Raw genomic sequence first — 19,559 nt, 5'->3', positions numbered from 1 at the left:
TAAAAGCGTGTAAGAGAAGAGCACAAAGATGGCTCTAAAAAATGGACTGCGGTTATGTGTACTCCGTAGTTAAACTTCGTATATAAATAAATATTTAAGTAAACATTAGATAGATAGTTTAGGTTCACGCTGGCTGCTACATACTTGTATGTAGAGCCGGTGTGAAGCCGACAAGCGATAACGCGTCAGTCTCATCCCAAAATCTAACTTGATCGATCCTAAAACAGCGGTCGCTACGCTCCAAGGTAGCCACAGCCAGCATTGAGCTTTACTGAACTAAAAAATAACAACGCCATCGCTGGCTGCGCTGGACTTTTCTTTTGTCATTCGACAGGAAACTCTTGAGCATATACGTTAGATACGTGGAACCACCACAATAACCACGAGTCACATCAACCAACAACGCATCTCTTACTCGCTTCGCTCGCGCATTCTAGCAAGGAGAAAGGCAATTTCCGTACCCGTTACTTCATCGATACATTTTCCTTCATCTGAAATGATTAGAGAGCGTCTTACTCGCTACGCGAGCGCGTTCTGGTACTCGTCGCACAGCGACTCATGGAATAGAAAAGTGACAGGGCAGCGGATCTAATTTGATCTGCGCAGATCTTGAGCAAAAGAAGAGAGGGTTGATAAGGGATTGCTAAATATCAACATTGTTACAGTGTAGCGCATTTGAGTTGTAAAAATAGCGAAATGTTTCCATCTCGCTATTTAAGATAAGGAATCTCAATGATTCCTTATCTTGTGAGGCAGTGATCAGTTAATAAGAGTTAAAAGCTCTTTCTCTGACAATCCTGTGGTTTCAGAAATCAACGACTTGTCTAGACCCGCTGCCAGCATTTTTTTAGCTATAGCAAATTTTGCTTCTTGCTGACCTTCTTGAAGTCCTTCTTGACGACCAAAAGCTTCGCCTTCTTGACGACCTTTTTCTAAGCCTTGTTTTAAGCCTTGTTTTAAGCCTTGTTTTAAGCCTTGCTCTCGACCGCGGGCTTCTAATTGTTCTGCTACTGTCATGAAGCGCTCCTCATGCTCCGGTACTTGTTGAGCTAAAGTTCGCATCAAATCTTCTAGATTTGATGTCTCCCCTACTCTAAGTAAATACTCAATTAAACTGTCTAATTGGTTGGTTGTGATTAAACGTTCTAATAACAGTGTAACCAGTGTGTCTGTAAAATCCAATAAGTCTCTTTGCCGTACATGCTTTTGAACTAACTCCAACAACGCCACTCGTTTATGCTGAATGATCTCATCATCTGGCATCACTGTTACATCCACCAAGGGAAAACTCTGGCTATACAGTGTCTTGGCCATCTCTGGATGTTCAAATTCGTCCAGCCAATTTGTGCTGTACGGGTATGGGCTCGTTTTGCCATGATAGAACAGCAAGGGTACAACCAAAGGTAATGCTTCGTTGCCTGCCTCTAGGTGTTGCTTCATTGCGGCAATAGCATATCGCATCATGCGAAAGCCCATATGCTTATCTGGTCTGCTTTGATGCTCTATCAAAGCGTATACATACCCTACCCCTTCCTCTGTCTTCATTGAGTAAAGTACGTCTGAATAGTACGGCACTAGCTCTTCTTCTAAAAATGAACCAGGTTGAAGCCGGAGTGTATCGAGATTGCAGATTTGCTTGATGCGCTCTGGCAAATGGATGTTTAAGAAATCTTTAGCTGTTTCTGGCACTGTCAGGAACGATTTAAACAATCCGTCGTGTATAGATGTCGGTGTTTTCATGATACTTATCTGGTTTGGTGTTTCTAACATAATATCAAAAACATGTAATGAGGAGTTCACATAGTAGTCGATTTCCTTCTTGACTTAGTAATTAGAGTTAGTATAGTAATTGAGTAATTGAGTAATTGAGTAATTGAGTAATTGAGTAATTGAGTAATTGAGTAATTGAGGGTGTATGTCAAATATTATTGCGATTTTGAATCCGAAGGGTGGAGCGGGAAAGACCACTATAGCGTTACATTTAGCAAGAGCTTTAAAAGAGTACGGTACTGTTCTATTAGTTGACTCAGATCCTCAAGGCTCTGCTAGAGATTGGGCTGAACAAGGTGGTGGTAATTCATTTCCAATTGTTGGTGTTGATAGAGCCGGTGCTTTAAAAAGTACAATAAAACAATTGGCTAATGGGTATGAATGGATTGTTATCGATGGCGCGGCTAAATTGGAAGAAATGGCTGCTCATGCTGTCAGTTCTGCTGACTTAGTTATCATTCCAATACAGCCTTCTCCTTTAGACTTATGGGCGTGTGAAAGCTTGGTTAGTCAGATCAAACAACGACAGATTATAACTGACGGTGTTCCTACCGCTGCTTTTCAAATATCAAGAGCTAAGAAAGGAACAAATTTAGCCAAAGAAGTTCGTAAGGTTGTTGCTGATTATGATTTGCCTTTATTGGATGGAAATATTTACGACAGGACAATATTTGCTAAAGCATTGTCTGATGGTATTACTGCTTTAGATATGGAACCGGATAGTTCTGCTTCATTCGAAATTAAGCATATGACAAAACAGATTATCAGGGGTTTTGAATAAAATGTTAAAAGTAAAAAAAATAGGAGAAGGGCATCAACATCCAAAAATCGATGAAGTAAAAAAAGTTTTAGAGAAAGAATCGGTTAAGAGATTAAATGCTGATTTGCCTAAAAGTTTTTATATACAAGTTAAAAATTTTGCTAATGAAAAAGATAAATCAATAACAGAGATCGTTAAGCTAGCATTAACAGCTTATATGGCTGATAATTGAGTAATTGAGTAATTGAGTAATTGAGTAATTGAGTAATTGAGTAATTGAGTAATCCCTCTCGATGCGATCGCCAAACCTATCGAGAGGGGCAAATTAACCCATTGGAGAATTAATATGCAGTTGAACTGTAGCATAACTCACACCCTAAACCAAAGTGTGACTAACGAAGAACTCGATACGTTGGTTAGCCTCATGGAACGCAACTACTTCCGTCCCAACCAACAAGAAGTGATTGCCGCATTCGTTGGACGACAGGCCATCAAGAACTACCTAGAGGAGTGTGAGTGATAATTGTTTTACAGCATGGCATTTGTTGGTGGTGATTATGTCTGATTATGTTTAATGGTGCATATCTTCTTAACTCAGTGCAACCTCTTGTATTTAGAGGTTTTATCATTGAAGTATCGCGAAATGAGTAAGAATTACATTTTTCGAGAGTTAGAGTGCCAGATGACGAAGGAAGAGGTTGCTGAACTGTGTTTTAAAACTGTGAGGACTGTCACGGGTTGGGATGAAGGAAAACCGATACCACCTGAGTGTAAAAGGCTTATGCGTATGGCAAAAGGTCGGGAACTCAGCGTTAGCGATGATTGGGAACAGTTCAAAATGTTATACGACAGTATGGAGCTGCCGACAGGCCAAGTCGTGAGGCCGCAACAAATATTAGCAGGGATTGCTCTATTGGGAATTCAGTCTGAATTAGAAATCAAGACTTCAACTCACTTACTTGGGCTTGCTAGAGCGATAGCTAATATCAAGAAATAGGACTAGAAAAGTATGGTTTTATCAATGTGAATTCAAAGTCTAGGCTTCATTAGCTAACACGATGTGGCTCTCGTTGATAAAGTGACCTCGACTGGTGAAAAGAAATGTCCTGTTTTGAATGAACCAGTCCTCCTTTTGGGTCATATCAAGGAGAAAGAAGCCGAACCTTTATCGAGAGGGTTCGGCTTTTTAACCAGCTTATGATTTTTGTGTTTAAGTGACAGTTGTTGTATTGCTATGTTTCTTTTTGAGTGAATAGTTCGTCAACTATAGAACCGTACTTCAACTGAATTTCATTTAAAATTTGTTGTTCAGCCTCACTATGTTCAACTTCTAAATCAATCTGTTGTTGCCAAGCTGAAACTAAAGCAGTAAAAACTTGGGTCAGTATACTAGTTTGGCTTATCAGGTTTCCCACAAATTGTTTAGCTACTTCTGTACCTTCATTCGTACTAAGATCCCAATTTGGAATAGAATCGATATTATGGACTAGCATATTCCTATTCTCTAGAAACGATTCTATGAGCTGAAGGAGGTTTGGGTGTACATCTGCTCGGTCTTTTATACGACCAACAAAATAACCTAACGTCTTTTTCTTCTCCCTTTTCTGAAGCCTTGTTAGCTTCTCAAAGTTTATCGATTCTTCTTCTTGAAGTACGTAAGTAGTACAAAGTTTCATAAGGGATTCTAAAGACTGAGCATAGACAAGCGCAGCCCCAATAAGCGAAAAAATATCGTCCACATTTGGTTTATTCATTCAAACTCCAAAAAACATAATTACCTACTTGCCCTAGAGCAAGTTGGTTTTTTTCGTGCGTAGTCAATACTACAAAACATAGTGGAGCCAGAACTTTTGTCTATTAACCAAAGAAAACCTTGGGCTGTATCCACCAATGAAAAATCGTCCGAAATCTTAATTGGATTATGGCATTTTGTGGATAGAGCAGAGAAGTCTTGAGTGCAATATGACAATTCGTTGGAAGAGGTATTTAGTCTCCACATTACTAATATCTTTTCATCAACTAATGATTCGTATTTATTTCCAAACGCCAATACACAGCTTGACGTAAGTAAACCTACCAACAATAACGATATTTTGAACATTGATTAGCGCCTACTTTTTATAATTTGAACAACATGAGGTTGAGGTAAACAACATAACGGGAAGTACTTTCATTCGTCATCTAGTCTTCGTTATAAGCCGAAGTGCATTCCAAGTGAACTTGCTGCTTTATAAGCCCCAAAGCAAAAGAACCCATATGAAGACAAAACGACAGCTATATTAAATCTGTTGACGTAGTTCCCTAGCTTTAACCTATCATTTGAAAACAGTAGTTGAGACAAGTAAGTTGTGCCTGTTGCTAAAGCAGCAGAGAGTACACCTAAACAGAATATGAAAATAGAACTAGTTAGGCTGTTCGCAACAACTTCGGATATAGCTGTTTCCCAGATTTTTCCGGCAAAGGCTAGTAGTGCAACAGCCGCGCCGCCATTGATAACCATGCCGGATTTTAATGCAGACTGACCTGCTGTAATTACAGACTTAAACATTTCAAGCGAGTGTGCAGTTTGGTTATTGGCAAGCGCAATACTGCGGTCATTCTCAGCCTTAAATTTAGCGAGTCGTTCTTCATGATCTTGTGATTTATAAAAAGTATCGTTCTCTACATCCTTAGCAAATAGATTTAGATAGTTTTCCATTGCTTCAATAGAGAAAGTAGATTGTCCTTGTTCTTTTATAGGCTTGAGTGCATTTCTTATTTCTTGTAATACGTCAGATGCTTTCATTTGGTAAAAATCCCTATGAGTCACTAGTTTGTCTTAATCGCCTTGTTACATAAAATTTAGTACACGGCTATTAGAAACTTCCTTTCTAGTTCTTGGTTAATGCAATCTTACTAAGAATTTCCGATTACTAACAATTGTTTATAGTTCAAAAGAGACACTAGCGCGCAAGCTTGCAACTAGAGACGGTTGTGTGAGTGCTGATAGTTAGGACGAATTTACCCCCGTGATACAACACGGGGGTTGTCCCCATCTTCCGCGCTCGTCGTCCTCAGTCTTCGTCCTCCTTGCTTGTCATCAGGGGAACCCATCATTTAGTGACGCGATTAGAGCACCAGTAAAACTATAACCACCAATTAACACTCAACAAAGCCTACCCAAGTTTAAAGAGCGCCTAGCAAGATGAAGGGTTTTCGTTTGTCTCTCGAACGCCAGCTGCGCTTCGCTGATTATCGCTCATCAAGCTGAATCGACCCCTTAACATGATCATGTTCGCTTATCCCTGAGGGGCTTTTCCGTTCGTTGACCCAAAGCGCCTAAGAACCCGACCGACAACAGCGCAAACCAAGTCATAAAAAAACAGCGCTCCTAGAACACCGATAAACCCATAGATAGCAAAAGCCTGAGCAATCATTGTGATTTGGTCAGCCGTTAACGTGACACTTTCCATTTAATACCCCTATACAAAATTTGGTTGTTACTCTTAAAACAAATTCACATCAGCTCGTTTTAGTTCGGGCTCGTCTGACAGAACCTCGTGAGGCTTACACGTTATCAATTTGGTTAACTGGCCTCTGTTTAGTTTCAGTAGGCAATCGTCAATAACATCGTAGGTCACATCGTAAGCCCTTAGATAATTCTGATTAAGGCTATAAACCCCATCGGATGCGACTATCTCAATACTGACATGACGTTCAATTTTCTTTGGTTTGATAGCGAAATTAACACCCGTTACAAATGCCTTTTGGATACCGTCAAACGGTAAGATATCCGCTATAGAAATACTCGAAACATCATCATTGTTATCAGCTTGATTGCTATTCCCACCATCAGATACACCGCTAGCACCTTGACCGCTTTCTTGAGCTTTTGAGCTGTCTTTCCCAGTAGGGGAATCTTGATATTGTGGCGTTTCCGCTTCCTGAACTTCCTCAGTAGAATCAAAAACGCGATTGGATATTTCATTGGCCATGTACCCCAAACAACTAATAAAAAGTAAAAACACTGCAATCACTTTAGGACTGCGATAAAGCGTATTCATAGCTCCGGCTTGCTTGGCTATGCCTGTTCCCGTTGACTTATAAAGTAGAAAAGCATCCAACGGTATTTTTTGAGTAGTGGTGTTAACGTCTTTGGATTTTGGAATCACTGGAGTCGATACCGATTTGTCATGCTTCCATATTAACGGTTTGCGTTTAGTCCAAAAAAATTGGTCACGTCCCTTGTGATAAAAGTTCTGCTCACCACATGCTTTGATGCCCGTATCAATCTGTTTCCAGTCAGGCGAAAGCAATTCAATATCCCAGTTATATTTCCTATGACGCATGAATCCCTCATTGAAAGTATGAGGATAGATAATGCGCCCCTGGTCATCGTATTCAGCGACTCCGCGGTCGTCAGTTTCCGATTCGTTTAGCTGTTCCATATCAGCAGGCGTATAGCGAGAATAAAAAAAGGATAGGTAAGACTCGGGTAATAGACCGTCTTGGCCGTCGTTCTTGGTGATGAAGTCCTCGACAGGTTTGTAGGTCACTTTCTTCATATCAAAACCAATGTTCTTGGAATAGATATCCTGACACTCATCGATAACAATCAAAGCACCAATAGGGCACCAACAGAAAAAGTGCGTCCATAGATGAACACCTGCCGAGTCCCTAGACGAGATACGAAACAGTTTTGATGTAGTAGGGAACTCAACACCAAAACGCTCCTGTATGACATTTAATGGTTGCATGCCTTCGATATTCGTCACGACAACCTTACCCGCCTTGAGAGCTCGATAGATTGAGAAGTAGGCCGTGTATGCGGACTTGTATGAGCCGTTTGCTCCGGTTCTTATTGTGATAGCCATGCGTTACCTCGTCATTCTCATTACAAAGCCCGTCGTGAAGAAGTTCGCCACAATGGAAAGCCCTTGAGGAATGCCAAACTTAAAGGCATAAAAGCGAATCTCAGACGGCATAGCGTTAAACGTTGCGGCTAACAAATCGTTAAAACCTATCTCCTGCAATAACATCTGTGCAGTGACGTAAGACATCTTTATAAATTCTATTTGTCCGGCTATTTTCATTTTCAAATAAAACAACTGAATGTAAGAGAAGATATTCGAGAAGATATAAGGCAGCGATTTGATGAAATCGACAACGACTTGAAATTGAGTTGAAACCCAATCAAAGAAAGCAAATATAGTATCCATTAATTAGACCCCATCATTTTGATACCGATAAGAACGAAGATGAAAAGAACGATAGCTTTTATGATTTCGGCGTTGTCTAACAGGGCAGAGAGAACGCCAGTTTTGAAAGACTGTTTGTGGCCTGCAACAGTAAGGTCTAATTGATGCTCGACATATTTCCCGTCTTTGAATGCTTTGGTATCGATAGAGAATAAGGTTTTAAATTGCTCCGTTTCGGTCTTGTAATTTTCCTTTAGAACCTCGATTTCTGCGGTGATATCTTTGAATGAATCTGCATCAAAAATAAACCCACCCATAAAATCGTCGGTAACCACAGGAGCCGAGAAACCACTATCAGCCCCTAGTAAATCTCGAATGCCTTTTATCGCGTCTTTGGTTGCATCATCGAGGCCGCCCATACCGTCTAGTTTGTCTGAAAGCCCATCAATTTTCCCTGATAGCTCAGAGCCGGATTGTTCAATTTTGGAAGATAGCCCCGTTGTAGAATCTTCTATGCTCGTTTTCAACTTAGAAACAGCATTGTCTATGTTGGTTTCATTGCGTTTATCTTGATTGTCCATTTTGTCACTTAGGAAACTACGCAACGCAACAAAGTCTTGAGAGATGGAATCATCAAGCGTGCTAAGAGCTCGATTCAAACGCATGAACTCGCGACCAGTTGCTTGTGTTGTCTTCCTTTGAGAGCTTTTTACTTGGTCGATTACTTCCTTTTTTGCATCTGCGAGGTTGTAATCAACATCTTCCACTTTTAAGGTCAAATCTTGAATGAGTTCAGTGTTCATTTGTGCGGAAGCTGCTTTAGCTAAAAAGAGATCTTGTCTTTGAGTTAATCCGGTATCGATGGAGTCGATAGCCTTGATAATCTTGTTGGTTTCTAGCTGTTGTTTCGCTGCTATAGAGTCCGGAATACCATCGATAGCACCAATGATTTTATTGTCTACAAGGTCAGTCAACAGGTCATCAGAGCGTTTAGCTTTATCAACTAGACTGGCCTCAGTTTTGGTCACCTTATCAACCATTTGAGATAACGCACTTCTAATGCTGTAGTTAACGTTCTCAACATCAGATTTTGATGCGCTTTTTGAAACCAAATCTTTGACTACTTTGGTTAGCTCCCTGTTTGTAACCGAAACTTTTTCAGAAGCTTTAGCGAGATTTAACAAAGTCATACACTTGCTCTCAGGAACGCCAGCAGGACAACTAATATCGTATTTTATTACCTCGGTACTCTCTAACGTATCGAGGTAAGGCTCTAATTTATCAGGGACATTGTTGTTGTTTTTATCTTCTAGAGTGTTATCAGACTTGTTTGGGTTTTTATCTACGCCATTGGGGATTCCATCACCGTCCCAATCTTCATCAACGTCAAGAATACCATTCATATTATGGTCACCCTCCCAAGGGTAACGCTTTGGAGTACCTCCGGTAAATTGTTGAGGTGTTGAGCAAGTTTTACCCGTAAATTTGAACTTAGCTTGCCAGAACTGAAAGTCTGGTGAATCGGTAGAAATAGCCCAAGCACTACGTTCCATATCACACTGAATAGGAGCCCCGTGAGCGCCATTACAAAAACCTGTCGGTTGTTCACCATTGATATAGGCATCCCAACTAATGGTGCGGTTAGTACCCTTTAAAATTTCGCAAGCACTAACACAAACACCGCCACTATCGACAGAGCCTGCAGGACAATCCAAAGCATAGGATTTTGTTACGAAAATCAAGCAAGAGGTCATAAAAAAGAGAATGCGTAGAAGTGCGTTAATGGCTGTTTTCATAATCAAAACCTAGATATAAAAAAGCCCCCGTTAGGAGGCATTAATACCCGTATATACACCGTATATAAAGGATGAGGCCATAGATACACCCAAGAGGATGGTTACGACTTCAGAAACGAGTACAGCCATTAGCCGCGCATAGCTCCCATGATAGCTTTAAGGCCAAAGCCAAGCGCACCAAGGCCAATCAAACCAACCACAACCAGACCGTAGTTAGCTTGACCAGAAGTGACCGCGCCATTTATAGCGGTTTGAACGGGTGTAGCGTCGGCCATTGAAGCACCAGAAAGAACAACAGTAGATAGAGCGATTAAACGAGTTTTCATGTTTTTCATAGTATTACCTATAGATTGTTTTAAAAAATGTACTCAGCCTTTGCCGAGTGTTTTGAGTATTCGTCCAAGTACATGACCTGAAACGAATGAAAGTAAAATCCATCCCGAAACGGTGGTGTAGAGCTCCGTATCGATATTGAGGGATTGTGGTGTTGACACTAAATTGTTGTATTCAGTGTCAGTTAGCATGACGAGCTTGCAGTCAAAGTCGGTTGACGTTCTTAGATAACCTTGCTGTGTTGTCGTAATGCAGTTCATTGATTAAGCCTTGTTAGCTTTCATGAAGTTATCAAAGTGCTTTTTGATTTCTTCATCGACAGGAACAAGCTTGTTGACCAAGATATCGAGTGGGTCATTTGGGTTAGCACCAAAGCTCAGTTCGTATTCACGGTTAGCAACGAACGCGCGTGATTGGATAAGCTGACGCGCATACTCAACATCGATTTTCAATGCTTGTTTGTTGTAAGGAATATCAGTAGAGAAACCGATACCCGTTTGCTGAAACTTCTCGTTGTCGACTTCTTCTACAGCACGTAGAACAGACAGCTCAGCGAACTCCATGTTTGATTTAGGGAAACGCTTGATAGCAATACCAGTTATTGTAGGCATATTCTTGACTCCAAAATTTCGATTTTCTGTTTAGTGTATTCGTCAGGAATGCCCAACGAGGTTTCAAAGTTTGCACGTCTATGATGCGTAGGAATGAGCATGCCGAAGGCTTCACCCAAATCACCTTCAGTCATAGCAACAACTTCAGATAGAGCTTTACCACATTGACGACGAACCCAAGCGATACGAGCGAAGAACTCAAGACCTGCTTTTTTCTTGTTGAGTTCAAGCTTCATTGGTTCAGCAGGGTCGATACTGGCCGAGAAATCACAGAGACCAGCAAAGGCCGAAGCAGGCGAGGCGAGTAGTGATAAATCGCACTTCTTCAGTTCCACTTCGTTGCGGTACCAAATCACTTCAGGGTCAGCGATGTTTTGCTCGAACTTCTTGTTGTACACACGCCAGTAGATTGCAGAGGTACGAGAGCCAACAAGAACGGCTTCCTCTGATAATTCACCGGATTGTGAAACGCGCTTATGAGGAACCATTGTCGGACCACGTCCACGAGAAGCAGTGCGAAATGCTCCCTCATAAAAACATTTCTCAGCATACTTACAGTCGAAGATTCCGGTGTAGTCATCCACGCAAAGGTCTAAACGGGCGAGGCGAGTGATACCCAAAAGTGATAACCACCAGTGCACCTTCTTGTGTGTGGTGAAGTCGAACAACTTAGCGCAACCAGTACCATTGATTTGCACGTAAACCGTATCGTTGTTACCGCCAACACCAACCAAACCACACTCAACCGTTCCCGTTGAATCGTAAATCACCATTGAATCTTCATAGCCATGTAAGCCACGGCCACGCATAGGAGATATGCGGAAGTTAAAGACTTTAGACATGAACTCATCAAACCTATCGGCCAAAACCTTACGGCATTTGTTACGGTGTGACTCAATTGACTTATCAATGGCTTCTGGTGAGTTAAGGCGACCATTAACGCTTCGCTTTTTAAACTCAGGAAACTGCATATTGATAAAGTCTTGTTCGTTCGAGTTGTCCAAGTGTCTAAGTGAGCCGTACGAAAACGAAAAGGCTAGGTGATCAACTTGTACCGGACGAATCTCGTCATGGAACTTATGTGGTTTTTTAGATGGCATGGAACACACCCTTAACCAAAAGCTCTTGGTAGTTATCATCCGTGATTTCGACAATCTGAAATGACACCATGCCGTAGTGAGCTTCCATGAACTGGAAGAAATCACGCGGAGTCTTGAAGAAGTTATGACCCCAAGGAAAATAGGCGTTGATGCCGTGATTGGGTTCGTTGTCGAAGTAGATTGAATCCATGATTAAAGCACCTCCAACAATTTAGCTTTAGGTGAAGTTAATTCGTCATAAGCTCGTTGCAGTTCTGAAGCTTCACAAATATCAATCTGACCATCATCTGACATCAAAGCAGCTGCCAGTACTTTGATTTCCTCAACCTCAAGAGAACCGGCAACAATCTCCGAATAAGTTTTATTTGAAACCTCGAAACTACAAAATTTTGACTTTGCAAAATCAACAGAGATATCAAATAGGAAAGTAAAATAAAGAAAAGCAGCTAAAGAAATAGAAAGCTCGACTTTGCATTTAGACAAAAATGAAAGGACAGATTTCATGATTAACGCTCCAAACCGTAGAACGAGCAGAACTGATCAAGTTCTTGGTCGTTATCAAACGTGAAAGTGAAAGCGTCACTCGAGTTATAAAGTGGATTTGTGTAGCTGACAGTGTGAAAAAGTTCTTCACCAATAGTGCGTTGTCCAAACTCAAGTTCGCTAACAAGGAACTCAAAACAGATTTCTAGTGGTGAGTTATGAAGAGACACTGACGCGTGTGTGAAATCTGGGTAGCTAGAGAAGCTAACGTGTTCAGATTTGAGCACAGAGCCATATTGAATAGATTCGATTTGGAACATAAAAGCCACCAGAAGCAGTCAGTACGATAATTTCCGTACAGTAAATACGATAATTCCCGTAGTGGCAATACGATAAATTTCGTGTTTATGAGCTAGAATCGAGCTATAGGAAACAAACGAGGTTTTCAAAATGTACACAAAGAAACTCATAGATGCTTATAAAGAGCACATGAATTACATCCAATATAAGCAAGTCGCGTCTGATTTAGGTATTAGTACTCAAATGCTAACGGACATTCGAAAAGACCGAGCATTTTTAAAAGAGAATCAAGTGCTTATGCTTGCTGACATTGTTGGTGAAGATAAAGAAAAGGCATTAGTTGGTTTAGCTTTGGATAAGGCAAAAACTTACGAAGCACAGACACTGTGGAACAGCATTGCAAAAAAGTATAATGGGCTTGGTTTAACAAGTATTTCAATGGCTTGCGGTGCTATAGCCCTAGGGATAGAATCCTCGATTCAGTGCGTATTATGTATAATATGTTAAATTGACAAAATTAAGCTGGCTTTTGCGCGTTAGGGGACGACTCTAGCTACAACCGCTCGAAAGTCAGCCTCTTCTCTTTCCACACCCTAGATTTCCCTTCTGAAAGTTAATTACAGTTTTCTGATAAATGTTAAACACTTGTGATGCATTTTTACTTCGACTCGATTTTGCCCTCTAAGTCTCAAAACTAGAGCTTTTTGATTTCAATCTAACTGACCGCTATCAGATTGCCTTTAAAAATTGATCCTGATGCGGGATCTTTTGTTAGCATTAAAAAATCAAGAATAAAAATGGAGTCTTCTTTTATGTTACTGAGAAATTTTATCGATACTAAAGCCTTGTCTTGGCCATTGGCTCCCCATTTAGAACTGACTAAGGTGGGGAAGTTGAATCTTTATCTTTCTCCTGATATCCCAGAACGAAAGTTTTCAATTGATGAGTTACTTGTTGAGGCGAAACTGTCTAAAAAACAGGCTAAATTATGGGCGGTTTATTTTCGGGATCTTGCTAGCGAGTTAGACGCGCTTCATGATGAGAGTAATATTAAATAGGCTGAAAACCCTTTGGTGCGGTTCTGTCGCAAACTTTGAGCCTTTAAGTTAAGATTTGCTTAATTTCTATTCATGATACTGATTCTTAATGTTTAAAGGCTGCCACTTTCCCTCTGAAGTTATTCTCGAAACCGTACGTTATTATCTCGCCTATAAGCTCAGTTATCGTGAAATCGAAGAGATACAATTAGAGCGTGGAGTCGTTGTAGACCACACTACTATTAATCGTTGGGCTATCAAATTTACACCAGTATTGGAGCATAGAGCCAGGCGTAGAAAGAAGCCGGTGTCTGACTCGTGGCGTATGGATGAAACCTACATCAAAGTGAAGGGGAAATGGGTCTACTATTACCGAGCCGTCGATAAATTTGGACATGTGATTGATTATTATCTTAGCCCGAACCGTGATGAGGCTGCTGCTAAAGCCTTTCTTAATAAGGCTATTTCACAAAATGGTTTGCCAAACAAAGTGGTTATAGACGGAAGTAAGAGTAACTACGCGGCCATTGATTCGATGAATGTTCAGCTTTGGTTGACGGGGTATTTTATGCTCTCGCTGGTAGAGATTTTGGACATTAAATATCTGAACAATATCGTCGAGCAGAGCCACCGTTGGGTGAAGCAGAAAACACGTCAAGCTCTAGGTTGGAAGTCAACGGAAGGAGCTTTGGCCAGTTTGCATGGGCGGGAAGTGTGGACGATGTTGAAACAAGATCAGATAGATATTGAAGGCTAGACGGCCTTTGAGCGATTTTACGCACTCGCAGTATAATTGTATCTGGTGGATGGGACTGTCACGCCTCTAGCTAGATTTGCGATAGAACCCTCAGTTATCGTGAAATCGAAGAGATACAATCAGAGCGTGGAGTCGTAGTAAATCAAACTGCTATTAATCGTTGGGTTATCAAATTCACACCAGTATTGGAGCATAGAGCCAGGCGTAGAAAAAGCCGGTATCTGACTCGTGGCGTATGGATGAAGCCTACATCAAAGTGAAGGGGAAATGGGTCTACTATTACCGAGCCGTCGATAAATTTGGAAATATGATTTATTATTGTCTTAGCCCGACCGTGATGAGGCTGCTGCAAAAGCCTCTCTGAATAAAGCCATTTCACAAAATGGTTTACCAAGTCAAGTAAGGTCGTTATAGATAGAAGTAAGAGTAACTACGCGGTCATTGATTCAATGAATGCTCAGCTTTGGTTGACGGGGTATTTCATGCTCTCACTGGTAGAGATTTTGGACACTAAATATCTGAACAATATCTTTGGCAGAGTCACCGATGGGTAAAACAGAAAACACGTCAAGCACTAGGTTGGAAGTCAATGGAAGGAGCTTTGGCCAGTCTCCATGGGTGTGAAGTGTGGACGATGCTCAAACAAGAGCAGATAAATATTGAAGGCTAGACGGCCTTTGAGCGATTTACGCACTCACAGTATAATTGTATCTGGCGGATGGGACTGTCACGCCTCTAACTAGATTTGCGACAGAACCCGAATGTCAAAGCTATAAACAAAGTCATATATGGCATCATTGATCTTCGAGCTGATTTGATCAATAACACCGTGTTCATGTAACCATCTTAAATTTTAAGATGGTAGCTAAATAGAGGTGATAATACTATGAATAGAGTAACGAAACCTGGGCTAATAGCTTTAGCTATGCTATCAGCAAGCTCTGCATTTTCAGCAGAAAGTGGAAATTTTTGGAATAAAGAGCTAACGTCTTTAATGAGAGAGTCTAAGGAAAATACATTCTCAAATTGGAATTATGATGCATCAATCCAGGTTGGAGCTATTGGCTATTTAGACCACTTAACAGGTGAGTTTACTTTGATAAGTGCAGATATTGTAAATGATCCTGTTCATTTCACGAGAAAAAATAAAGATGAGAAATGGGAATTTTTATCTAAGGGGATATCAAAAAACAGTGTTGAAGTTAAAATAGATGGTGGCTATATAGATCCTAATACTGGTATAAAAATTGATGTAGGAATGGAGCATGAATGGAATTTTTCAAGAGAAAAAAGTTTAGCTGTAACTTATATTATTGATAAAGAAGATTATACTGAGAACCCCTATTCTCTTGTGGTAGATAAATGGGATATTATTGAGGATGCTGCTAAACATACACCATATATAGATAAAGAGACTGGTAACATTTCTCAAGGCTTTGGTTTTATTAGTGGTGTTAAATGGGCAACACGTGGTGTTGCAATTGCTAATGATAAAAATCAAGGCAAGTATAGCATGACTACTTCTGTTGATTTTTTTTCACCCCAAAAAGATAAAATAGGAATCGCAGCTAAAGTAATTTCAGAGAAAGGGAGTAAATCTGTCACTGCAATTAACTTCCCATCAAGCGATAAAAACAGCCAGTTGGTACCAGTTGCCTTCACCTTTACCTCAATAGAAGGGAAGCGTCCAATTAATGACTGGATCCAGCCAATAAACCAACTAGAATTAATTATAAATAGTAAACCCGGTAGTACCTATATTACCAAATGGAAACTAACTTATGATTTAATATCAAGTAAAGAAAAACAATTTAAATCTGGTTCTTTTCCAGCCCCTCAAAGTGCTGCAATATATTTACCTATAGATGCAACCAATGTTAACCTAGCTATTGAATTACCTGGTATTTTTTCTAGTAACAGATGTAGTCACCTTTGGAAAGACCCTATTAATCAGTGGAGGAAAGGTGAAAAGCAAGTACAAACTTATGGTGTATGGCCTGCAAACGCATGGTGTAACGAAATTAAAAATAATTGATATTTAAAGATAAGGGGGGCTTTGTTGCGTAATTAAATTTAGAGATAGAGCTACCCCGTTTCGCTTATTTTTTAGTCAATACACAAGTTGGTTCTGTCGCAAATCTAGCTAGAGGTGTGACAGACCAGTCCGATATGTTTTCGTCAAAAATAACAGGCCAACATGCCGTTTTATATAGTTGATACTATACGGCACATTGGCTTTGCCACAGTGTTTAAATCCCTAGTGTATTACCATAAGCTGGTAAAACCAATTGCCATTTGCTGCAGGTTAAGCTCCTCAGTTTTAGTCTTCACTTCCTCAACGGTGAGATTGCCATCCAAATCATGAGTTAAAGCTACTGTTTCACCATTAACCTGGCTTCTCAATATATTGGTAAATATGTTACTGCCGTTTTCGCCCCATCTCCATTTAAGGTAAGGAATCTGAATGATTCCTTACCTGAACGATCGCGGCATAACTCTCGTCAGAATGAGTCGCTGACTGATCTAACTTCTGCTCTACAATCTAAACACGGGTGTTTGTTGAACACTTTCATGCTGTTTTCGGGATTTTAGATACACTCATCCTGCGAAATGCCTAAATTGACCTGATTTGGGCTTGAACCAGAGCATGGTGGACCAGCTCTGACAGCGGCTCCCCAGCCCTAAAGCGAAGAAACGTTAAACGGTGCCCACAAAGAATGCACTCAAACGGATCAACCTTCACATACCCTTTCAACATGGCGGCGTAGCCGGGCATTTCAGGGGCGTCTTTAGGGGCGCGTAGACCTTAGGGAGCATCTCACCACGACGTCGGTTTGATAGAAAACCGAAGTATCGAATCATTTTGAAGTGCTTATCTGGAATATGCTCAATCATGCGCTCTATCAGAGCTTCTGGACTCAAAATGAGGGATTCCGTCTGACCATTTCTATGGTTGAGGTAATCAAACGTTACCAAGCCTCCCTGGAAGTTATGTCGTAAACGCGACGCCGATATGGGTGGGCGTTTTAGGTATCGTCCGAGGTAAGTCATGGTGGGCGTCACGTTGGCCGTTTTCTTTGCAAAGTGCAGCTTCCATCGACGGCAATATTGGCTGGTTAAAAATCGGGACCAATCTTGCTCATTACGAATATAAGGGCAACCCTCTCCACTCAATTCTAATTCTGAGTAATTGGAGCTGAGAAGCTGAATGATGGCGGTGCGCCAACACTTCTCAGTGGTCTTAGCTTTAAAGAAAATGGGCTTCCACAGGCCAGTCCTCTTACATAAGCCTCCACGCGTGACAGACAAATGGATGTGCACATTCCAATTCAGCTTTCTCCCGTAGGTGTGAAGTGCACAGAACACCCCGATATCGATACCCAGTTGCTCTGCCCATCCTAAGAAGATTTTGGCTGCACAGCTAAAGAGATGATTGAGAAGAAAACGACTATCCCGAAAGATAGGCCACAGCGTGTGAGGAAGCGTCAACGTAACGTGTTGATACTCACACTCAGGAAAGACATGTTGTTGCTTTCGTATCCACCGCTCTGTGGCTTTTATGCCACAACTGCTGCAAAAGCGAGATTTACACGTCTGGTGAATATATTTGTGATGGGTGCAGTCAGCATGACTGCATCGATACTCTTTAGAGCCAAAAGCAGCGGTACTGCAAGCGAGCATCTTGGTGACGTTTTCAATGACGACGGTTCGGAGGGTTTCTCGGTACTTATTGAGGTAGTTCAGCCAAGTATCGTTGGCATTGAAGAGTTGTTTGATGGGCTTATTCGGATGCATGACCTATAGGATAAACGATCCATGTAAAGCACCCTAGTAGGTTGAGTCTCTTTGTTTTCGGCCGTAGGCCGCTCAGGCGACACCGTCGCCGGTTCCTGCTTGCATAATTAGTACTCCACCTTCTGATTCCACTCTGTTGGAACATCAACGCGAAGCGCATTCAATAGTTGACCAGTCGCATTCATGACGCGATATTTGGCGTATTGTTCTGCGTACTTCGCATCCAAGTAGTCTTTGCGAGCTTCAAACAATTCGTTTTCTGTGTTCAATAAGTCAAGTAGAGTACGTTGACCAATACGGTATTGTTTTTCGTACGCAATAACTGTCTCAGAAGCTGAATCTACGTGTTCGGACAAAAATTGCTTCTGTTGTTGTGTCAGATCCAGTGCGCTCCAAGATAGGCGTAAACCTTCTTCTACATTTCGATATGCGCGTTCGCGTAAGTCTTTTGCTTTGTTCAACTGGTAGGCGAAACTTTCGGCATTTGCAGAGTCACTGCCACCATTGTATAAGTTGTAACGCATACGCAGCATCGCTGTTGTTTCATCTCTGTTTCCTTCGATACCAGATGCGTCATCACGCCATGTTTGCGAAACTTCTATAGAAACAGCTGGGTAGTAGTTACCTTTAGACTGTTTGTACTGGAACCTAGCCGAATCAACATCCGCTTTTGAAATCTTAATCACTGGGTGAGAGTTAAATGCCAAATCAATCGCATCATCTAATGTGTAAGGAATGAAGTTTTGATCTGCTCGAGGGAAGATAAGCCTTTGCGGATCCTTACCGACAAGGCGAGAGAAGATCGTGTGCGTATCAAACAAGTTGTTCTGAGCAGCTACCAAGTTACCATGTGCTTTAGCTAAGCGAGCTTCTACTTGCGTTAAGTCTGCTGTTGAACCAATGCCTGAATCTACTCGTTTCTTGATATCTTGATAGATTTTCTTATGCACTCTCAGGTTATTTTCAGAAAGTGTCAGTACTTTATAGGCTTTAACGGCATCCAGGTAGACTTTGACGACCTCTAATGCTTTATCTTGAGCGTCTGCTAATAATTGGTAACGAACGGATTCAGCATCCGCAGCAGTACGGTCAATGTCGTTAAGCGTCGCTGAACCATCCCAAATAAGCTGAGTTAGCATAATTGTCGCTTCTTTTCGCGTTAAATCGGTAGACTTACGATTGCTCTCTGCTGGGTTTGTCCCTTCATATCCGACGCCTGCATCTAGATCGACAGAAGGAAGATAAGCACCGCTCGAGGCTTCATTCACATACCGCTTACTTACGAATTCATTAAATGCACTTTTGATGTCTGGGTTGCTAATAAGTGCATTTTCAACCGCTTGCTCAAGTGTTTGTCCAAAAGTTGGGCTGACGGCAAACACACCAAAGCATATGGCGTTGAATCGAGTCCTCTTCACTCTGCTTCTCCTAGGTTTAGTCATTTCTGAAGGTGAGGCTTTGTTCTTATAAACAGGGGCTACTCCATCTGCGTCAATAATATAACGCTCAATGTTGTTAAATGCAATTAGTTGCCATTGTTGTGTATTTGGTTTTACAGTTTATGAGCTGTAGTTCCAATTCTTTTCTGGCTAAAGTCGTATTATTAAAGTCTTAAACAGAATTAATGCACGTATCTTTGC

At 41.1% G+C, this 19,559-nt stretch carries 23 protein-coding genes and 2 pseudogenes; 9 read left to right on the top strand and 16 right to left on the bottom strand.

The annotated features are described in order from the left end of the window. Positions 1 to 759: 759 nt before the first annotated feature. Positions 760 to 1,740, bottom strand: a complete 981-nt coding sequence (locus tag OCV44_RS21565; RefSeq protein WP_139686304.1) for an Rpn family recombination-promoting nuclease/putative transposase — start codon at positions 1,738 to 1,740, stop codon at positions 760 to 762. A gap of 175 nt (positions 1,741 to 1,915) precedes the next feature. On the opposite strand from OCV44_RS21565, the gene parA reads away from it, so the two are divergent. The 4 genes from parA (at position 1,916) to OCV44_RS21545 (ending at position 3,527) form a co-directional block, all read left to right on the top strand. Further along, positions 1,916 to 2,551 carry a ParA family partition ATPase gene (parA, locus tag OCV44_RS21560; protein WP_139686262.1) on the top strand — a complete coding sequence of 212 codons (636 nt, stop codon included), beginning with the start codon at positions 1,916 to 1,918 and terminating at the stop codon, positions 2,549 to 2,551. Between the two features lies 1 nt (position 2,552). Further along, positions 2,553 to 2,762, top strand: a complete 210-nt coding sequence (locus OCV44_RS21555; protein ID WP_139686261.1) for a hypothetical protein — start codon at positions 2,553 to 2,555, stop codon at positions 2,760 to 2,762. A 114-nt stretch (positions 2,763 to 2,876) separates the two neighbouring features. Continuing rightward, a complete protein-coding gene (locus OCV44_RS21550) occupies positions 2,877 to 3,050 on the top strand; it encodes a hypothetical protein (RefSeq protein ID WP_170213771.1) in 174 nt (57 codons plus the stop codon). Positions 3,051 to 3,158: 108 nt separating this feature from the next. Further along, the gene (locus OCV44_RS21545) at positions 3,159 to 3,527 is read left to right on the top strand and encodes a phage protein (protein ID WP_065608080.1); all 369 of its coding nucleotides are present in this window, start codon (positions 3,159 to 3,161) and stop codon (positions 3,525 to 3,527) included. Positions 3,528 to 3,762: 235 nt separating this feature from the next. Here the strand turns inward: OCV44_RS21545 and OCV44_RS21540 are convergent, their stop codons facing one another. The 13 genes from OCV44_RS21540 to OCV44_RS21480 form a co-directional block, all read right to left on the bottom strand. Further along, positions 3,763 to 4,284, bottom strand: a complete 522-nt coding sequence (locus OCV44_RS21540; protein ID WP_139686260.1) for a hypothetical protein — start codon at positions 4,282 to 4,284, stop codon at positions 3,763 to 3,765. 437 nt (positions 4,285 to 4,721) lie between these two features. After that, the gene (locus OCV44_RS21535; protein ID WP_139686259.1) at positions 4,722 to 5,315 is read right to left on the bottom strand and encodes a hypothetical protein; all 594 of its coding nucleotides are present in this window, start codon (positions 5,313 to 5,315) and stop codon (positions 4,722 to 4,724) included. 493 nt (positions 5,316 to 5,808) lie between these two features. Then, positions 5,809 to 5,982: a hypothetical protein gene (locus OCV44_RS21530; protein WP_167351939.1), complete on the bottom strand. Its 174-nt coding sequence runs from the start codon at positions 5,980 to 5,982 to the stop codon at positions 5,809 to 5,811. A gap of 33 nt (positions 5,983 to 6,015) precedes the next feature. Continuing rightward, positions 6,016 to 7,383 (bottom strand): zonular occludens toxin domain-containing protein, encoded by a 1,368-nt coding sequence (locus OCV44_RS21525; RefSeq protein ID WP_261900947.1) that lies wholly within the window; start codon positions 7,381 to 7,383, stop codon positions 6,016 to 6,018. Between the two features lie 3 nt (positions 7,384 to 7,386). Next, positions 7,387 to 7,728 carry a DUF2523 family protein gene (locus tag OCV44_RS21520; RefSeq protein WP_017103183.1) on the bottom strand — a complete coding sequence of 114 codons (342 nt, stop codon included), beginning with the start codon at positions 7,726 to 7,728 and terminating at the stop codon, positions 7,387 to 7,389. Continuing rightward, a complete protein-coding gene (locus tag OCV44_RS21515; protein ID WP_261900946.1) occupies positions 7,728 to 9,503 on the bottom strand; it encodes a hypothetical protein in 1,776 nt (591 codons plus the stop codon). The genes OCV44_RS21520 and OCV44_RS21515 overlap by 1 nt, the downstream gene beginning before the upstream one ends. Before the next feature lie 128 nt (positions 9,504 to 9,631). Then, positions 9,632 to 9,829 (bottom strand): hypothetical protein, encoded by a 198-nt coding sequence (locus tag OCV44_RS21510; protein WP_029222958.1) that lies wholly within the window; start codon positions 9,827 to 9,829, stop codon positions 9,632 to 9,634. Between the two features lie 42 nt (positions 9,830 to 9,871). Beyond that, the gene (locus tag OCV44_RS21505; RefSeq protein WP_081324601.1) at positions 9,872 to 10,096 is read right to left on the bottom strand and encodes a hypothetical protein; all 225 of its coding nucleotides are present in this window, start codon (positions 10,094 to 10,096) and stop codon (positions 9,872 to 9,874) included. A gap of 3 nt (positions 10,097 to 10,099) precedes the next feature. Continuing rightward, on the bottom strand, positions 10,100 to 10,447 hold the full coding sequence (locus tag OCV44_RS21500) for a DUF1293 family protein (RefSeq protein ID WP_065679027.1): 348 nt from the start codon (positions 10,445 to 10,447) through the stop codon (positions 10,100 to 10,102). Beyond that, a complete protein-coding gene (locus OCV44_RS21495) occupies positions 10,435 to 11,547 on the bottom strand; it encodes a replication initiation factor domain-containing protein (RefSeq protein WP_017103179.1) in 1,113 nt (370 codons plus the stop codon). The genes OCV44_RS21500 and OCV44_RS21495 overlap by 13 nt, the downstream gene beginning before the upstream one ends. After that, entirely contained in the window at positions 11,537 to 11,737 is a 201-nt protein-coding gene (locus tag OCV44_RS21490) for a hypothetical protein (protein WP_017103178.1), read from the bottom strand. Before OCV44_RS21490 ends, OCV44_RS21495 begins: the two co-directional genes overlap by 11 nt. 2 nt (positions 11,738 to 11,739) lie before the next feature. Beyond that, positions 11,740 to 12,051, bottom strand: coding sequence for a hypothetical protein (locus tag OCV44_RS21485; protein ID WP_139686245.1), 312 nt, complete (start codon positions 12,049 to 12,051; stop codon positions 11,740 to 11,742). A 2-nt stretch (positions 12,052 to 12,053) separates the two neighbouring features. Further along, positions 12,054 to 12,350: a hypothetical protein gene (locus tag OCV44_RS21480; RefSeq protein ID WP_135443103.1), complete on the bottom strand. Its 297-nt coding sequence runs from the start codon at positions 12,348 to 12,350 to the stop codon at positions 12,054 to 12,056. A 130-nt stretch (positions 12,351 to 12,480) separates the two neighbouring features. Between OCV44_RS21480 and OCV44_RS21475 the strand changes: the two genes are divergently transcribed. The 5 genes and pseudogenes from OCV44_RS21475 to OCV44_RS21460 all read left to right on the top strand — a co-directional run bounded on the left by OCV44_RS21475 (position 12,481) and on the right by OCV44_RS21460 (position 16,159). Beyond that, positions 12,481 to 12,837: a DUF3693 domain-containing protein gene (locus OCV44_RS21475; RefSeq protein WP_139686246.1), complete on the top strand. Its 357-nt coding sequence runs from the start codon at positions 12,481 to 12,483 to the stop codon at positions 12,835 to 12,837. Positions 12,838 to 13,142: 305 nt separating this feature from the next. Then, positions 13,143 to 13,388: a hypothetical protein gene (locus OCV44_RS21470; RefSeq protein WP_139686247.1), complete on the top strand. Its 246-nt coding sequence runs from the start codon at positions 13,143 to 13,145 to the stop codon at positions 13,386 to 13,388. An 88-nt stretch (positions 13,389 to 13,476) separates the two neighbouring features. Then, positions 13,477 to 14,124, top strand: a complete 648-nt coding sequence (locus tag OCV44_RS21465; protein ID WP_261900945.1) for an IS6 family transposase — start codon at positions 13,477 to 13,479, stop codon at positions 14,122 to 14,124. An 89-nt stretch (positions 14,125 to 14,213) separates the two neighbouring features. Continuing rightward, positions 14,214 to 14,794 (top strand): annotated as a pseudogene (locus OCV44_RS22340) (IS6 family transposase); the annotation flags it as partial. Positions 14,795 to 15,010: 216 nt separating this feature from the next. Beyond that, entirely contained in the window at positions 15,011 to 16,159 is a 1,149-nt protein-coding gene (locus OCV44_RS21460; protein ID WP_139686318.1) for a hypothetical protein, read from the top strand. A gap of 579 nt (positions 16,160 to 16,738) precedes the next feature. Here the strand turns inward: OCV44_RS21460 and OCV44_RS21455 are convergent. After that, a pseudogene (locus tag OCV44_RS21455) lies at positions 16,739 to 17,919 on the bottom strand (IS91 family transposase). Positions 17,920 to 18,026: 107 nt separating this feature from the next. Further along, complete coding sequence (locus OCV44_RS21450) at positions 18,027 to 19,337, bottom strand: TolC family outer membrane protein (RefSeq protein WP_139686313.1); 1,311 nt, start codon at positions 19,335 to 19,337, stop codon at positions 18,027 to 18,029. Between the last annotated feature and the right edge of the window lie 222 nt (positions 19,338 to 19,559).

The organism is Vibrio tasmaniensis (assembly GCF_024347635.1).
GTDB lineage: Bacteria > Pseudomonadota > Gammaproteobacteria > Enterobacterales > Vibrionaceae > Vibrio > Vibrio tasmaniensis.
The sequence above is the reverse complement of the archived record's forward strand: the minus strand, read 5'-3'. Positions and strand labels throughout refer to the sequence as shown.

What these genes read in the sequence shown, in the direction of transcription:
- OCV44_RS21555 (WP_139686261.1), top strand. Translation starts at nt 2,553, where the DNA reads ATGTTAAAAGTAAAAAAAATAGGAGAAGGGCATCAACATCCAAAAATC.
- parA (WP_139686262.1), top strand. Translation starts at nt 1,916, where the DNA reads ATGTCAAATATTATTGCGATTTTGAATCCGAAGGGTGGAGCGGGAAAG.
- OCV44_RS21530 (WP_167351939.1), bottom strand. Translation starts at nt 5,982, where the DNA reads ATGGAAAGTGTCACGTTAACGGCTGACCAAATCACAATGATTGCTCAG.
- OCV44_RS21465 (WP_261900945.1), top strand. Translation starts at nt 13,477, where the DNA reads ATGTTTAAAGGCTGCCACTTTCCCTCTGAAGTTATTCTCGAAACCGTA.
- OCV44_RS21490 (WP_017103178.1), bottom strand. Translation starts at nt 11,737, where the DNA reads ATGGATTCAATCTACTTCGACAACGAACCCAATCACGGCATCAACGCC.
- OCV44_RS21460 (WP_139686318.1), top strand. Translation starts at nt 15,011, where the DNA reads ATGAATAGAGTAACGAAACCTGGGCTAATAGCTTTAGCTATGCTATCA.
- OCV44_RS21515 (WP_261900946.1), bottom strand. Translation starts at nt 9,503, where the DNA reads ATGAAAACAGCCATTAACGCACTTCTACGCATTCTCTTTTTTATGACC.
- OCV44_RS21470 (WP_139686247.1), top strand. Translation starts at nt 13,143, where the DNA reads ATGTTACTGAGAAATTTTATCGATACTAAAGCCTTGTCTTGGCCATTG.
- OCV44_RS21485 (WP_139686245.1), bottom strand. Translation starts at nt 12,051, where the DNA reads ATGAAATCTGTCCTTTCATTTTTGTCTAAATGCAAAGTCGAGCTTTCT.
- OCV44_RS21505 (WP_081324601.1), bottom strand. Translation starts at nt 10,096, where the DNA reads ATGAACTGCATTACGACAACACAGCAAGGTTATCTAAGAACGTCAACC.
- OCV44_RS21540 (WP_139686260.1), bottom strand. Translation starts at nt 4,284, where the DNA reads ATGAATAAACCAAATGTGGACGATATTTTTTCGCTTATTGGGGCTGCG.
- OCV44_RS21535 (WP_139686259.1), bottom strand. Translation starts at nt 5,315, where the DNA reads ATGAAAGCATCTGACGTATTACAAGAAATAAGAAATGCACTCAAGCCT.
- OCV44_RS21500 (WP_065679027.1), bottom strand. Translation starts at nt 10,447, where the DNA reads ATGCCTACAATAACTGGTATTGCTATCAAGCGTTTCCCTAAATCAAAC.
- OCV44_RS21525 (WP_261900947.1), bottom strand. Translation starts at nt 7,383, where the DNA reads ATGGCTATCACAATAAGAACCGGAGCAAACGGCTCATACAAGTCCGCA.
- OCV44_RS21510 (WP_029222958.1), bottom strand. Translation starts at nt 9,829, where the DNA reads ATGAAAACTCGTTTAATCGCTCTATCTACTGTTGTTCTTTCTGGTGCT.
- OCV44_RS21565 (WP_139686304.1), bottom strand. Translation starts at nt 1,740, where the DNA reads ATGAAAACACCGACATCTATACACGACGGATTGTTTAAATCGTTCCTG.
- OCV44_RS21550 (WP_170213771.1), top strand. Translation starts at nt 2,877, where the DNA reads ATGCAGTTGAACTGTAGCATAACTCACACCCTAAACCAAAGTGTGACT.
- OCV44_RS21480 (WP_135443103.1), bottom strand. Translation starts at nt 12,350, where the DNA reads ATGTTCCAAATCGAATCTATTCAATATGGCTCTGTGCTCAAATCTGAA.
- OCV44_RS21475 (WP_139686246.1), top strand. Translation starts at nt 12,481, where the DNA reads ATGTACACAAAGAAACTCATAGATGCTTATAAAGAGCACATGAATTAC.
- OCV44_RS21520 (WP_017103183.1), bottom strand. Translation starts at nt 7,728, where the DNA reads ATGGATACTATATTTGCTTTCTTTGATTGGGTTTCAACTCAATTTCAA.
- OCV44_RS21495 (WP_017103179.1), bottom strand. Translation starts at nt 11,547, where the DNA reads ATGCCATCTAAAAAACCACATAAGTTCCATGACGAGATTCGTCCGGTA.